This is a genomic window from Brucella sp. IR068 (genome assembly GCF_049065885.1).
GTDB lineage: Bacteria > Pseudomonadota > Alphaproteobacteria > Rhizobiales > Rhizobiaceae > Brucella > Brucella intermedia.
This window is the reverse complement of sequence record NZ_JBAKHE010000001.1, coordinates 413,453-427,441: the sequence shown is the minus strand read 5'-3', so window position 1 is coordinate 427,441 and position 13,989 is coordinate 413,453. Positions and strand designations below refer to the sequence as shown.

The following is a 13,989-nucleotide window of genomic DNA, read 5'->3' as shown; positions in this document are numbered from 1 at the left end:
GGGCTCTCATTCCTCTCTGGCTGGAATCGCCCCACCAATCCCGCCAATCTCCAAAACCTATCTCCGCGCCAGCGAACGCTGCACCAGCATGGCGATGATGATAATCGCGCCCTGAATGGCTCCCAGCAGATACTCGCTGATGAAATTCGACAGGATCATGATGTTGCCGATGAACTCCAGTATGAACGCACCACAGATCGTCCCCCAGATACGGCCTACGCCACCGCGCATCAGCGTACCGCCGACGACGACAGCGGTAATGGCATGCAGTTCCCACATCATGCCGGTCTGGGCCGAGGTGGAGCCGAGACGCGGTACATAAAGCAGCACCGCAACAGCCACGCACAACCCTTGCACCACATAAGCAATAGTGCGCACCTTCTTGACCGAGATACCGGAATAGCGCGCCACATCTTCGTTGGAACCTGCCGCCAGCAAATGACGGCCATAGCGTGTGCGATAAAGCACAAAAGCTGCTAGCGCCGCCGTCGCAAAGATGAAGATAACGGGGACCGGAACGCCAGCTATGTATCCAGAGTAAACCGGGCGATACATGGCCTGAACTTCGGAATTGCGAAGGGTGATCGCGCCGCCCTGCGACAGCCAGGTCGTCAAACCTCTGTAGATCCCCATGGTTCCAAGCGTAGCAATGAAAGGCTCAATTCCGCCAACGGTAGTAATGAGTCCGTTCAGAAGTCCGCAGGCTGCTCCAAGTACCAGAGCCAGCAGGACGGCAACCAGCAGCAGCAGGACCGGGTCGGCAATGACGCCGGAATTGATGAAAAGGATCATCAAACTCGCCACAAAGGCCACCATTGATCCTACTGACAGGTCCAGACAACCTGAAGAGATAACATAGGTCGCGCCCACTGCAATAATCGCGATAAATGCAGCGCGTGTCATGACATTGAGCAAATTGTCTAGGCCAATGAAATTCGGACTAACAATAGCACCAAGTACAAGCAGCAAAGCGAGCGCTACAAAAGGCGCAATTGCGCGCAAGTCCCAATCCTTGGACGTCCTCGGCACTCTGCTTTTATCGGTCGCAACCTGTGTCATCTATTTCCCACTTTATTGTTTTTATGCGGCGTCTTCGGCTTCAACGCCGGTTGCAAGCACGACGATGCCATGTTCCGTCATGCGGTCGCCGGATACCTCGCCGGCGACCCGCCCTTCCCGCATCACGACGATGCGGTCGCAGATGCCGATCAGTTCCGGCATTTCCGACGAAACGACGATGATCGATTTCCCCTCATCGGCCAGATTGGCGATGAATTGATAAATCTGCTCCTTCGTGCCGACATCGATGCCGCGCGTCGGTTCATCGATGATGACGATGGACGGTTCGAGCATCATCATCTTGGCGAGCAGCAGCTTCTGCTGGTTTCCGCCCGAGAGCTGGCCTGCAAGAATGTCCTTGCGGCCCGTACGAATATCGAACTCGCGGATCGCATCATCAAGCGCGGTGCGTTCCCTGTTGCGATCGATCTGCAAACCGCGCACGAATTTCTTCAGCGACGCAAGCGTCAGATTGACACCCAGGTCCTTGGTCAGCAGCAGCCCTTTGCCCTTGCGGTCCTCGCTGAGATAAACGATCCCCGCCTTCTGGCTTTCATGCGCATTGCGAAAATGAACCGGATTTCCATTGTGGCGCGCATCGCCCTTGCCGGGCCGCAGACCGACGATGCCTTCCATCAGTTCCGTGCGCCCTGCGCCAACCAGCCCGGCAAAGCCGAGTATTTCGCCCCGGTTCAGGTGAAAGCTCGCATTGTGGACGTAACCCGGCACGCTGAAGTTCTCGATTTCCAGAATGGCAGCGTTGTCATGCTGGCTTGCGCGGTCAGGGTAGAGTTTTGCGACATCGCGGCCAACCATCAGGCGGGCCATATCGGATGGCTGCAATTCGGAAGCCAGATGCGCGGAAACGAGCTTCCCGTCACGAAGCACGGTCACACGATCGGATATTTCCTTAACTTCCGGCAGGCGATGCGAAATATAGAGGACAGCTACGCCCTTGGCGCGAATATCGCGAATGACTTTCAGCAGCGCTTCCGTCTCGAAAGGCGTCAGCGAAGCGGTCGGCTCATCGAAGATCACAACACGATGCGGCACCAGAAGCACGCGGGCGATCTGGACCAACTGGCGCTGTGCAATCGACAGAGAGCCGACGACCGTATCGGGGTCGATATCGGCGCCAAGATCACGGATGGCCTTGCGCGCGCCCTCGCGCATCGACTTGTCGTCGACGACGACGCCCCGGTTCAGTTCACGGCCCAGATAAATGTTCTGCGCGACTGTCAGATCGGGTGCGAGCAGGATTTCCTGATGCACGAGCACGATGCCCTGCGCTTCGGCCTCGACCGGCCCCGAGAAGGACACCGGCTTGCCGTCAATGCGGATTTCTCCGCCCGTCGGACGCTCATTGCCCGCCAGCAGCTTCATCAGCGTCGATTTTCCGGCACCGTTCTCACCGATGATCGCGTGGACTTCGCCGCCGAAAATGCGCAGATCAATGTTTTTCAGAACCTGAACGGGACCGAACGACTTGGAAAGCGACACGGCCTCCAGCAGCGCTGGCCTGCCATCTTCTCCCGGCGCGCTCATAGGCAGCCGCCCACGGCGAATCGCCGCTTCTGGCGCTTTTTCAGCCCAGTCTTTTCCAAAGCTTTCGCCGCTGTTTGTGGCTGCACGTGAACTCCTCCCAAAGCATCACGATTAAAAGATTAGCTTTCGTTTTGAGGTACGTAAAGCAAAATATACGCGTTCTCTCACATGATCCGTCTTTGGGCAAAAGTCCGTCAGTCGTCCTGATGGATGGGCTCATCGACAAATGCGCCGCCCTGGTAGACCGCGAGCGCGGAATCCGGCGCGGGCCGCGGGATCGTGTTCTCCAGTCCGGCGCGGAAGCGTTCGGCATTGTCCTTCGGATGCCAGCCGAGGAAACGGGCGTGGCTGTTATCCCACCACATCGAATCATTGTTGGAAACGCCCCAGATGACGGGGCATCCCAGCATCGGTGCCCGGAAAACGCATTCGATCAGGCTGGCAAAATCGTCATACGACATCCAGGTGGAGAGCATGCGATGGTTGCGCGGCTCCTCAAAACAGGAACCGATGCGAACGATTGCCGTCTCCTGTCCGAACTTGTCGTGATAGAGGCTGGCGATGGACTCGCCAAAGCATTTTGAAACGCCGTAAAGGCCATCCGGTCGCGTGGGCGCCTTTGCGTCGATATATTCGTCCTGTCGATAGAAACCGATCGTGTGATTGGAACTGGCGAAGATGATGCGCGGACGGCCATGCGCCCGCGCTGCCTCGTAGAGATTGTACATCCCGACGATATTCGCGTTCAGTATCTTGCTGAAAGACGCCTCGGTGGAAATCCCGCCAAGATGCAGAATGCCGTCACAGCCCTCGACAAGGCGCATGACCGCATCCAGATCGCCAAGGTCGCATTGCACAAGCTCTTCATGGGGCCCGGCCTCGCCCATATCGACAACATCGGAAAGGCGCAACAGTTCGGCCTGTCCGACCAGCTTTTCGCGCATCACGCGCCCCAGTCCACCCGCAGCACCGGTAATCAGAAGTCGTTTCACGAAAATCTCCATTCGGACGGGATAGGGCATAATTCGACCGTTCGGCTTGCGGCCACCGGCCCTCGCCTACGGTAATCCTATGGATGGAAAAGCAGCGTCCCCTCCCAGGCATCTCGCCGCTCTGGCCATCATACATGCCAGATGGTGACGGTCAACGCCGCCCGGACTCCACTCTGCTCAGTCCGAACCATGGGGATCATTGATCCGGCAACAGGCTTATCAGATTGTCGATCAGCGGAGACCGGTTATTCTTCATCGAAACCAGGCCCAGCCGTGCCAGAAGCGGCTCCCCCTTGATCGGCCTGTAAGTGACACCGGCCAGTTTGATCTGCGCAATGGCGGCGGGAACGATCGAGACGCCGAGATCGGCTGCGACCAGATTGACGACGGACGGCATCTGTGGCGCTTCCTGCGCCACGATCATTTCAAAGCCTGCCTTCCGGCAGGCCTCGACCACATCGTCATAAAGGCTTAGCCCCACTATGCGTGGGAAAAGCACGAATGCCTCGTTTGCCAGGGCTGAAATCGGGAGCTCAGGATGAACCGCAAGCGGATGATGGCTTGGCAGGGCGATCATCATCGGCTCGTCGGCCAGCCGCTTCACGCGCACATCCTTGGGGTTTTCGAGACCGGGTCGGATAAAAGCTGCGTCTACCTCGCCCCGCATCAGGCTCTGCATCAGGAGATGGCTGTTCATCTCGGTCAGGGTCAGCCGGACTTCGGGCCATCTGGCACGAAACTTTCGGATCGTACCGCTCACCACCGGATTGAACGCGGATGATGCGGTGAAGCCCAATGCAAGCCTTCCTGTCTCTCCGCGCGCGGCACCTTGCGCCGCAAGCCTCGCCTTCTCGGCGGCGGCAAGGGAAGCCTTGGCTTCGTCCAGAAACGCCGTACCTGCCGCCGTCAATTCTGCGCCGTGCGGTACGCGGTGAAACAGCGCCACGCCAATCTCGTTTTCGAGATCACGTATCTGCTGGCTGAGCGGCGGCTGGCCGATCCCGAGCTTGGCAGCCGCTCGGGTAAAATTACCCTCTTCGGCCACCGCCAGAAAATACCGTAGATGACGCAGTTCCATCGCCATATCCAAAAGCTATTAAAATCGTCACTTCCATATATTGGACAAATGGAACGGCTTTGACTAGATCGAAAAGCGGGAGGATTTGAAAAGGCAAAGTCATGTCACGCCTCGCAGAACGCAGCCTCGACAGCGTAAGAACACCGGAAAGCCAGCTCAAGCTCGTTTCAGCTCCCGCTGCGTCCGAACAAAGACATTATCTCACCAAGGGAACCCCAGCGTTTCGCAATGCGAGCATCGCGCTGTTCCTGTCAGGATTTGCAACCTTCTCGCTGCTCTACTGCGTCCAGCCGCTGATGCCGCTTTTCGCGCATGATTTCAATATCACGCCTGCGGCCAGTTCGCTGTCGCTTTCCGTTTCGACAGGCTTTCTCGCCTTCGCAATTTTCTGTGCCGCCGCCATATCCGAGCGCTTCGGACGCAGGACGCTGATGTTCGTCTCGCTTCTCGGCTCCGCGCTCTGCACGATAGCCAGCGCGATTGTGCCGGACTGGCATATGCTGCTCGCCATTCGCGCATTGCAGGGCTTGTTGCTGGGCGGCGTTCCGGCAGTCGCCATGACCTATCTTGCGGAAGAAATCGACCCTCGCGGCCTTGGCGCATCGATGGGGCTCTATATTGCCGGAAATGCTTTCGGGGGCATGGCAGGCCGCGTCATTGCCGGAACGCTTGCCGAATATTTCTCCTGGCGTGTCGGGCTCGCGGGCATGGGCCTGCTTGGACTGGCTGCATCGATCGGTTTTCTCTTCCTTCTGCCCCCATCGCAGAACTTCATTGCGCGTCCCGGCTTCAACGCACGATTCCACCTCGGCGCATGGCTCGGCCACATCCGCAACCCGGCGCTGCCGCTGCTCTTCGCCATCGGGTTTCTGGTGATGGGTTCGTTCGTCACCATCTATAACTATATCGGTTTCCGCCTCGTTGCCGCGCCCTATAGCCTTAGCCAGACGGCGCTTGGCGCTATTTTCACGGTCTATCTCTTCGGCATCGCAGCCTCCTGGCTTGCTGGCAGAATGGGTGACAGGCTTGGCTATTTCACGGTTCTTCCCATCGGCCTTGCCATCCAGGCCGCGGGCTGTCTTCTGACCCTGTTTGCGCCGCTCCCCGTCATCGTCGCCGGTATCATCCTTGTCACCGTCGGCTTCTTCGTCAGCCATTCGGTCGCCAGTGCGCTGGTTGGAAGGCTGGCGCTCCAGACCAAGGGTCATGCCTCATCGCTCTATCTGCTGGCCTATTATCTGGGTTCCAGCGTTGCCGGGGCAGCGGGCGGCTATTTCTGGACTGCCGACGGATGGTCCGCGGTCGCTGAGTTCACCTTCGTCATGCTCGCCCTTGCCTTTGCAGCGGCGTTGGGTGCAGCCCGTCTCTCCCGGCGGAAATGACGGCAGGCAAAAAGATAAAATTTTATGGAACCATATCCTCCACGGCGCGTTCATGCGGCTCGGAAGGAGAATTATTGCATGCAAATCGTCGATGCTCTGGTCAAAAGATGCGGCAAGGAAAATTCCTATCAGGTCGAATTCATCGGTGAAGATGGTGAGACTGTCTGCGTTTCCTTCCGCCACGATTCCGAGGAAGAATTGAGCCACCACGACGCCATTGCGAGCGCACTTGCAAAGATGGCGCCGCTCACGGCCTACGGGGCTGCGTTTATCAGCATCCTGTCGGCCAACAAGTTGAACACAGCAGCAACCGCTGCCTGATATTGTCCAGACAGAGCCCCTGCGATCCAGCCGGACCGCAGGGCATTTGTGTCTGCCTGGATGGCCTTTCGTAACCGGTTCGGGATTGATATCCTTCTGGAAATTGCCTAGCTGCTTGACAGGAGCAAGGCGATCGACGGAGGTGCGGACATGAGCGAACTGGCCGATTGGCTATCGGACACCCATCCGGTTACGCGCAAGAATGCGGCAGAAGTCGTATTCGACGATATTCGTTCCGCCATTACATCCGGCCGTCTTGCGGTCGGCACCCGCCTCCCCTCCGAAACGCAACTGGCTGGCCGGTTCGGCGTCAGCCGCCCCATCGTGCGAGAAGCGTTGCGGTCCCTGCAGACGCTCGGCCTTACCCATACGCGGACAGGCAGCGGCACCTATGTCCTGAATGCTTCTCCCGCAAGCGAACTGAATTACGGCAGCTATTCGGCCCGCGATCTGATCGAAGCGCGCCCCTTCATCGAAGTCCCTGCGGCTGGCTGGGCAGCAAAGCGCCGCGACGCCGGGCAGCTCGCCCGTCTGCTCGAACTCTGCGACAAGATGGACCGCCAGACCGACCTCCAGAAGTGGGAGCTGCTCGATTCCGAATTTCATTGCGCCATTGCCGAAGCCTCCGGAAATTCGGTCTTTACCAAGATCGTGGCGGATGCGCGTGAAGCGCTGATCCAGCAATCCGAACTCGTCAACTTCATGACGGGCCGCCGCGAAGCATCGAATGTCGAGCATCGCCGTATCGCGGAAGCCATCGAGGCGGGATCGGAAGCTGAAGCCCGCACCGCCATGGAAGCGCATCTGAGCAAGGTCAAGACGGCGGTAACCACCATCATCGGCAGGGATGAGGTCAGCTGATATTTCCACAGGGTCGCCACCTGCCTTGGTGCCGAACCGGACCGGAACGCTGCTTTCGTGCCATTTTAGCAAATGCCGATAAAGCGTTCTTCCGGCTGAATTTTTCACCGCCAACATAGTTCAAGCGACACAAGCGAAGCTCGTCAGTTGGCGCGCGATACTTGACGCGCGTTCTGCGATATGCGTTAAAACCGCCCAAAACCTGTCATGCAGCTTTACAGAATACCCCATCAAACGGGATGAAATCCGTCCCTCATTGAATGGCTGGCGGCGTGCCCTAAGTGGCCTTGCACGCCCCATGGCCGTCCCCGCAAACCGCGCTCTCAGGGAGGAGCAATGCCGACTGAAACCATGAAAGCCGTCCCGGCCCCACGCGAAGTGTTCGTCGAAGAGGAACGCGGCTATCACAAGGCCCTGCGACCGAGGCAGATCCAGATGATCGCCATCGGCGGCGCAATCGGAACCGGGCTGTTTCTCGGCGCTGGCGGACGTCTGGCGCTGGCGGGCCCGGCTCTCGTCTTCGTCTATGCCCTGTGCGGGTTCTTTGCGTTTCTGGTGCTGCGCGCCCTGGGCGAACTCATCATGCATCGCCCCAGCTCCGGCTCCTTCGTCTCCTATGCCCGCGAGTTCTACGGCGAGAAGCTGGCTTTCGTGGCAGGCTGGATGTACTGGCTCAACTGGGCCATGACCTCGGTCGCCGACGTGACGGCGGTTGCGCTCTACATGAATTTCTTCAAGCACTATGTGCCTTGGCTGCAAGGCATCGACCAATGGATATTCGCGCTGACGGCGCTTGTCATCGTGCTGTCGATGAACCTCATGTCGGTCAAGGTGTTTGGCGAACTGGAATTCTGGTTCAGCCTCGTCAAGGTCATCGCGCTCGTGACGTTTCTGGTGGTCGGCATTTATTTCGTCGTGACCGGAACGCCGATTGATGGCCATCCGGCGGGTTTCAGCATCATCCCGAACAGCGGAGGCCTGTTCCCGAACGGCATATTGCCGGCCTTCATCATCATACAGGGCGTCGTTTTCGCCTATGCGTCCATCGAGTTGCTGGGCACCACGGCTGGAGAAACCGAAGACCCGCGCAAGGTCATGCCCCGCGCAATCCGCACCGTCGTGTTCCGCCTGCTGGTCTTTTATGTGGGTTCGGTCCTGCTGCTGTCGCTGCTTCTCCCCTATACGGCCTATTCCGCAGGCGAGAGCCCCTTCGTCACCTTCTTCGGCAAGATCGGCGTCGAGGGGGCGGATATCATCATGAACCTCGTGGTCCTGACAGCGGTTCTGTCGTCGCTGAATGCCGGTCTCTATTCCACGGGCCGCATCCTGCATTCCATGGCGATATCCGGCTCTGCACCGGCGTCTTTGGCCAGAATGAACAAGAACGGCGTTCCCTATATGGGCATTGCCGTCACCGCCGTCGTCACCGTGATCGGCGTCATTCTCAATGCTGTCGTGCCTGCGGAAGCGTTTGAAATCGCGCTCAATCTTTCCGCGCTCGGCATCATCACGGCATGGGGCGTCATCATCCTTTGCCAGCTCAAGCTTTGGCATCTCGCGCGCCTTGGTGAAATCGCGCGTCCGGATTTCCGCATGTTCGGAGCGCCCTATACCGGTATCCTCACGCTGGCATTTCTGCTGGGCGTGCTCGTCCTGATGGCGCTCGATTATCCGGTGGGCACCTGGACGATCGCTTCGCTGGCTATTATCGGCCCGGCCCTCATCGTCGGCTGGTATATGATGCGGGAACGCATCCATCGACTTGCCGCCGAACGTGCTGTAGACGCCAGCGTTCCTGATAAATAAGAGGATTCGGAAATATGACGCTTGCAACGCCGTCCATAGCGCTGATTACCACTGGCGGGACCATCGCCAGCAAGCGTGGGGAAAATGGAGCAAGCACGCCGGTCCTGTCGGGTGGAGACCTCATGGGACTGGTGCCGGGTGCGGAAGCAAAGCTTCGCGCCGTCAATCTGATGACCAAGGATTCCGCGAGCCTCACCCTTTCAGACATGCAACGTATCAGCAGTGCCGTCGAAGCCGAACTCGAGGATGGCGCGGTCGATGGCATCATCGTCCTGCACGGAACCGACGCGATGGAAGAAACCGCGCTGCTGGTGCAGTTGCAGTGTCGCATCGGCAAGCCGGTGATTTTTACCGGCGCGCAATTTACCGCCGACCACCCCGACGCGGACGGCCCGGAAAACATCGCCGCCGCCATTCGCCTTGCCAGCGATCCGTCCAATGCGGAAAAAGGCGTCCAGATCGCCTTCGGCGGACGCATCATCCCGGCGTGGGGAGCCTATAAATTCAGCAGCGACAATGGCGATGCCTTCCGCTCCGCCCGTCCGCTCATCGTCCAGAGCCCGGTGTTCCCTGCCCCGGTCGGCGATCGCCGCGTCGACCTGATTGCCATCTATCCGGGCTGCGACGCCCTCCATATTGAAGCGAGCATTGCAGCCGGTGCAAGCGGCGTCGTGCTTGCGGCGCTCGGTTCGGGCAACGCCACGCCTTGCATTGTCGAAGCCGTCCGCGAGTGTACCCGCCGCAATATCCCGGTCGTGGTTTCAAGCCGCGTGCCGGAAGGCCTGCTGGTCCCCGGCTATGGCGGCGGCGGCGGCGGATATGATCTTGGCGAAGCGGGCGCCATCCATGCGAGCACGCTTCGTCCCGGTCAGGCCCGCATACTGCTTGCCGCGCTGATCGCCAGCGGCAGCACCAGAGAGGCGATGGTGCAGGCTTTCAGCGACTATCGATAAAGGCGGTTTAGCTCGGAAACTGGCGATAGCATTCTTCCGCCACCTGCCGCAGCCGGTCCCGCGATATCTCGCCGCTCACCGCATAACCGAGATCTTTGTCGATCCAGTAGAAGGTTTCGACGCCGTCGCTCGAAGCGAAGCGAAAACTCGTATCGCGGTTATCCGGATTGCGCCCGACGATCACCGAAAGCCGCTTTCCCGTCTCGTCTTCATACAAGAAGAAAGCGCCAGCCTTGCCCCCGACCGGCAAGAGGCGTCCGCCGACAAGCTGAAAGCCGAGGGAGCGGAGATCGGGTAGCCGAAGGTCGGCTATGTCGAGCCTTTTGCCAAGCCATGCCGCCAGATGTGCTTCTTCGTTGGAAAAGACCTCGACCGGATGCCGCACTTCGCTGGCATAGATGAGATAGGCCGCCTGAGCCTGCTCCGGCAGGGTCTGCACGCTGGCGAGTTGCGGCGCATTTTCCGAAAGCAGGCGCGAACCTGCAAAGCCGCCCGCACCGCCGATCAGCAAGGCCGCCAGAACGGCAGCAGCAACGGCTCCGTGATAGGTTCGCGACTGGCGCGTTTCCGCCTGCCGGATCATTCCGGCGTCTTCGTTCCGGGGCTCGGCATAGCGGGAAAATAAGTGCCTGATCCCCTCGTTCTGCCTGCGCCATTCGTCGGCCAGCGCCGCCTGTTCGGGGTTTTCATCAAGAAGCCCGGCAATGCGCATATGCTCTTCTTCGGACAATTGTCCGTCGACAAAGGCAAGCAGTTCCGCTTCGGTTATGGGAGAATTGGAGGCTGTCATCGGTTTCTCCGAAGCGTTACGATATTTGAGCCGTTCATATGTTCGGCAAGGCGATTGCGCGCTCGCGACAGCCGGGACATGACGGTTCCTACTGGTATGCCCAGCATTTCCGCCGCCTCGCCATAGCTGTAGCCTTCGACGACGATGAGCATCAGCACCGCGCGGTTATCTTCCAGCAGGGTGTTTATCGCCTCTTCCAGCTGCTGCAACTGGAACGGATCGGTTTCGGAAGCCGCAACGCTGACATTCTCGGCGGCGTCCAGCGTTTCGTGCCGGGTGCGCGCGCGGCTTTTATAGCCGTTGCGATAGAGGTTGGTCATCATCGTGAGTATCCACCCACGCAGGTTGAGGCCGCGCCACTGGCCGCGACGGGCCAGTGCCTTGGCCACACAGTCCTGCAGCAGGTCCTCGCCTTCCGCATCGGACTTTGCAAGGCTGCGCGAATAGCGCCGCATGACCGGCAGGAGGGCCAGAAGCTGGCCCTCGAAAGTTTCCGGAGCGGGATGGCTCACATCAGCCTCATGGCTTTGCGACGTGCCAGACCCCATTAACGCCGTCTCCGGTCACATCGCCGGGCTTCTTGTCCTTCACCCAGTAATAGAGCGGCATTCCATCCTTTGCCCATTGCTCGCTGCCATCCTTGCGCTTGACCAGCGTATATGCGCCTGAAGCCTTCGCCCCCTTCATCGCCTTGAAGGGCGGCCAGTTTTTCGCACAGGTATCATAGCAGCTGGATTCGCCCTTGCTATCCTTGTCGAAAGTATAAAGCGTCATGTCCTTGGCGCCTGCCAGGACCTGCCCCTTCGAGCTTTCCATCGTCTTGACGGATGGCGCTGCGACAGCAGCGGACGCCGCGACTGCTGCAATTGCCAGTACGGACATAAAACCAAACGTTTTCATGATTTGCCTCACAGGGTTCCAATCGCGACATGCGATATGGAGGTAAGACAATCGGCAACCGCGATTTATTCCCGCAGGCGCAGATTTTTTTCAGTTCCGTGCTTTGCAGGGGCACACGCGGCATTGATTAGCAGGCAATAAATTATTATGTATAGCTACACATATAATAGATAGCTATACAATGTCTCAATCAAAACTCGATCTCGAAGCGGCCTTCACCATGGAGCTGTCCACGGCCGCGCGCAAAATGCGCAACCTGTTCGATTCCCGTGTTCGCGAACGCGGGCTGACGCTGGCGCGCGCCCGCGTGCTCCTGCTTCTGGCCCAGGAGCGCGACTGGAACCAGCGCGAGCTGGCGGATGCGCTGGAAATCGAGCACCCATCGGTGGTGCGCCTTCTGGATGGCCTTGAGAAGCAGGGTTTGATCTATCGTGCCGCAGTCGAAGGCGACCGCCGCGCGAAACGGATCGAACTGACCGACGAAGCGCAGGCACAGGTGCGCGAGTTGCAGGAAATCACCCGCAGCATCCGGTCGGAGCTTTTGCAGCGCATCGACAGGCCCACGCTGGAAGCCGCGTTATCGGTGCTTCGGGAAATCAGCCAGACGGTAGAGACGACGCTCGCGGATAAAGACCGCTAGAACCATGTCGGAAGAAAACAAAGCCAATCAATCAGACCAGACACCCCCGGCAGCGCAACCGGCTGCGGCACCGCCCGCTCCGCATATGCCGGTTTACATTTCGGCCATCTATATTGCAGCGTCCATCCTCATGTGGTCGACACGCGGTCTCAGCATGTATTTCATTTCTGCCAATACGCAGCAGATACAGGGGTCACTCGGCGCAACGCTGACGGAAACTTCATGGCTGATCGCGGCCTATATGGCTCCCTATGCCAGCCTGACGATCCTTCTCGTCAAGATCCGCACGCAGTTCGGCCTGCGCCGCTTCGCGGAAATCGCCATCGCCGTCTTTCTGGTGTCCTCGCTCTTGCATCTGCTCGTCTATGACATCTGGTCGGCGATCCCGATCCGCTTCATCGCGGGTGCGGCTGCGGCACCGGTTTCGACGATCGGCTTTCTCTACATGCTCGAAGCCTTTCCTCCGCCCAAGAAGATGACGTGGGGCCTCAGCCTCGCGCTCACCTGTTCGGCTGCGGCAGGCCCGCTGGCGCGCGTCATCTCGCCGTTGCTGTTCGACATCGGGCAATGGCAGCAGCTCTATATGGTCGAGATCGGCCTGTCGCTCGCCGCCTTCGCCGTGGTCTATATTCTGCCGATGACACAGGCCCCGCGCGCCAAGGTGCTGCACTGGCTGGATTTCGTCGCCTATGGGCTGATTGCCATCGGCTTCGGCCTTCTCGCGGTGGTTCTGGTTCAGGGAAAGAATTACTGGTGGTTTGAAGCGCCGTGGATCGGCATATGCCTTGCGATCTCGATAGCGGCGCTGGCCTGCGCCGCCGCGCTCGAGCTCAACCGCGAGCAGCCGCTGATGAACCTGCACTGGCTGTTCTCGCCGGAAATCCTGCGCTTCACGCTGATCCTCTTCATATTCCGCATCGTGCTTGCCGAGCAGACGACGGGCGCGGTCGGTCTCTTTCAGGCATTCGGCCTGCAGGACGGCCAGAGCCGCGGGCTTTATCTCGTCATTCTCGCCGCTTCGCTGGCGGGCGGCATTGCCTGCGGCATTTGGATGAAGCTGGAACGTGTATCGTTCATCTTCGGGCTGGCATTGGTTTTCATCGCGGTCGGCGCCTTTCTGGACAGCCATGCGACCAACCTTACCCGCCCGCACAACGCCTATCTCAGCCAGGGCCTGATCGCCTTCGGCGGCGCCCTGTTCCTGCCTCCGGCCATGCTTGCGGGCATTACCAAGGCCCTCAAACAGGGACCGACCTACATGACGAGTTTCATCGTCATCTTCCTTTTCACGCAGAATATCGGCGGGCTTATCGGTTCTGCCGTATTCAGCACGTTCATCACGATCCGGGAGAAATACCATTCCGCCTATCTGGTGGAGCAACTGGTCATGTCCAACCCGATAGTCGCCCAGCGCGTTCAGGCGCTATCCGGCACCTATGCGAAGGTTCTGGCCGATCAGGGACTGACCAGGGCCGAAGGGCTGGCGCTTCTCGGGCAACAGGTCACCAAGGAGGCGACGGTGCTGTCCTATAACGATGCCTTTCTCGCGATCTCCGTCATTGCGGTCCTCTCGCTCGCATGCCTGATCGCCTATCGCCTCTATGAAAACATGCAGGCCCGCCGCCATAGTGCGACGATGGCTGGTTAAATCGACGAGTAATG

14 protein-coding genes are annotated in these 13,989 nt (G+C 59.2%); 7 read left to right on the top strand and 7 right to left on the bottom strand.

Annotated elements, in window-relative coordinates:
- Window positions 1–57: 57 nt before the first annotated feature.
- The 4 genes from ACOWVS_RS02015 to ACOWVS_RS02000 form a co-directional block, all read right to left on the bottom strand.
- Entirely contained in the window at window positions 58–1,059 is a 1,002-nt protein-coding gene (locus ACOWVS_RS02015) for an ABC transporter permease (protein ID WP_063620452.1), read from the bottom strand.
- A 21-nt stretch (window positions 1,060–1,080) separates the two neighbouring features.
- Window positions 1,081–2,604: a sugar ABC transporter ATP-binding protein gene (locus tag ACOWVS_RS02010; RefSeq protein ID WP_063620453.1), complete on the bottom strand. Its 1,524-nt coding sequence runs from the start codon at window positions 2,602–2,604 to the stop codon at window positions 1,081–1,083.
- A gap of 194 nt (window positions 2,605–2,798) precedes the next feature.
- Complete coding sequence (locus tag ACOWVS_RS02005; RefSeq protein WP_075041577.1) at window positions 2,799–3,596, bottom strand: NAD-dependent epimerase/dehydratase family protein; 798 nt, start codon at window positions 3,594–3,596, stop codon at window positions 2,799–2,801.
- A gap of 196 nt (window positions 3,597–3,792) precedes the next feature.
- Window positions 3,793–4,674 carry a LysR family transcriptional regulator gene (locus ACOWVS_RS02000; protein ID WP_075041578.1) on the bottom strand — a complete coding sequence of 294 codons (882 nt, stop codon included), beginning with the start codon at window positions 4,672–4,674 and terminating at the stop codon, window positions 3,793–3,795.
- Window positions 4,675–4,775: 101 nt separating this feature from the next.
- Here ACOWVS_RS02000 and ACOWVS_RS01995 point away from each other — a divergent pair, with 101 nt between their 5' ends.
- From ACOWVS_RS01995 to ACOWVS_RS01975, 5 genes are all read left to right on the top strand, one after another.
- Window positions 4,776–6,056, top strand: coding sequence for an MFS transporter (locus ACOWVS_RS01995; protein WP_075041487.1), 1,281 nt, complete (start codon window positions 4,776–4,778; stop codon window positions 6,054–6,056).
- A 78-nt stretch (window positions 6,057–6,134) separates the two neighbouring features.
- On the top strand, window positions 6,135–6,377 hold the full coding sequence (locus ACOWVS_RS01990) for a hypothetical protein (protein ID WP_010658600.1): 243 nt from the start codon (window positions 6,135–6,137) through the stop codon (window positions 6,375–6,377).
- Window positions 6,378–6,527: 150 nt separating this feature from the next.
- On the top strand, window positions 6,528–7,238 hold the full coding sequence (locus tag ACOWVS_RS01985) for a FadR/GntR family transcriptional regulator (protein ID WP_075041489.1): 711 nt from the start codon (window positions 6,528–6,530) through the stop codon (window positions 7,236–7,238).
- Window positions 7,239–7,574: 336 nt separating this feature from the next.
- Window positions 7,575–9,044 carry an amino acid permease gene (locus tag ACOWVS_RS01980; RefSeq protein ID WP_075041490.1) on the top strand — a complete coding sequence of 490 codons (1,470 nt, stop codon included), beginning with the start codon at window positions 7,575–7,577 and terminating at the stop codon, window positions 9,042–9,044.
- Window positions 9,045–9,058: 14 nt separating this feature from the next.
- Window positions 9,059–9,997: an asparaginase gene (locus tag ACOWVS_RS01975; protein WP_075041491.1), complete on the top strand. Its 939-nt coding sequence runs from the start codon at window positions 9,059–9,061 to the stop codon at window positions 9,995–9,997.
- Window positions 9,998–10,004: 7 nt separating this feature from the next.
- On the opposite strand, the gene ACOWVS_RS01970 is transcribed toward ACOWVS_RS01975, so the two are convergent.
- From ACOWVS_RS01970 to ACOWVS_RS01960, 3 genes are read right to left on the bottom strand one after another with little or no spacing between them, the layout of a single operon-like run.
- The gene (locus ACOWVS_RS01970; protein ID WP_075041492.1) at window positions 10,005–10,787 is read right to left on the bottom strand and encodes an anti-sigma factor family protein; all 783 of its coding nucleotides are present in this window, start codon (window positions 10,785–10,787) and stop codon (window positions 10,005–10,007) included.
- Complete coding sequence (locus ACOWVS_RS01965) at window positions 10,784–11,335, bottom strand: RNA polymerase sigma factor (RefSeq protein WP_075041493.1); 552 nt, start codon at window positions 11,333–11,335, stop codon at window positions 10,784–10,786. Before ACOWVS_RS01965 ends, ACOWVS_RS01970 begins: the two co-directional genes overlap by 4 nt.
- Window positions 11,307–11,687, bottom strand: a complete 381-nt coding sequence (locus ACOWVS_RS01960) for a hypothetical protein (protein WP_063620460.1) — start codon at window positions 11,685–11,687, stop codon at window positions 11,307–11,309. The genes ACOWVS_RS01965 and ACOWVS_RS01960 overlap by 29 nt, the downstream gene beginning before the upstream one ends.
- Window positions 11,688–11,868: 181 nt before the next feature.
- Here ACOWVS_RS01960 and ACOWVS_RS01955 point away from each other — a divergent pair, with 181 nt between their 5' ends.
- A complete protein-coding gene (locus ACOWVS_RS01955; protein ID WP_075041494.1) occupies window positions 11,869–12,327 on the top strand; it encodes a MarR family winged helix-turn-helix transcriptional regulator in 459 nt (152 codons plus the stop codon).
- A gap of 4 nt (window positions 12,328–12,331) precedes the next feature.
- A complete protein-coding gene (locus tag ACOWVS_RS01950) occupies window positions 12,332–13,975 on the top strand; it encodes an MFS transporter (protein ID WP_075041495.1) in 1,644 nt (547 codons plus the stop codon).
- Window positions 13,976–13,989: the final 14 nt, after the last annotated feature.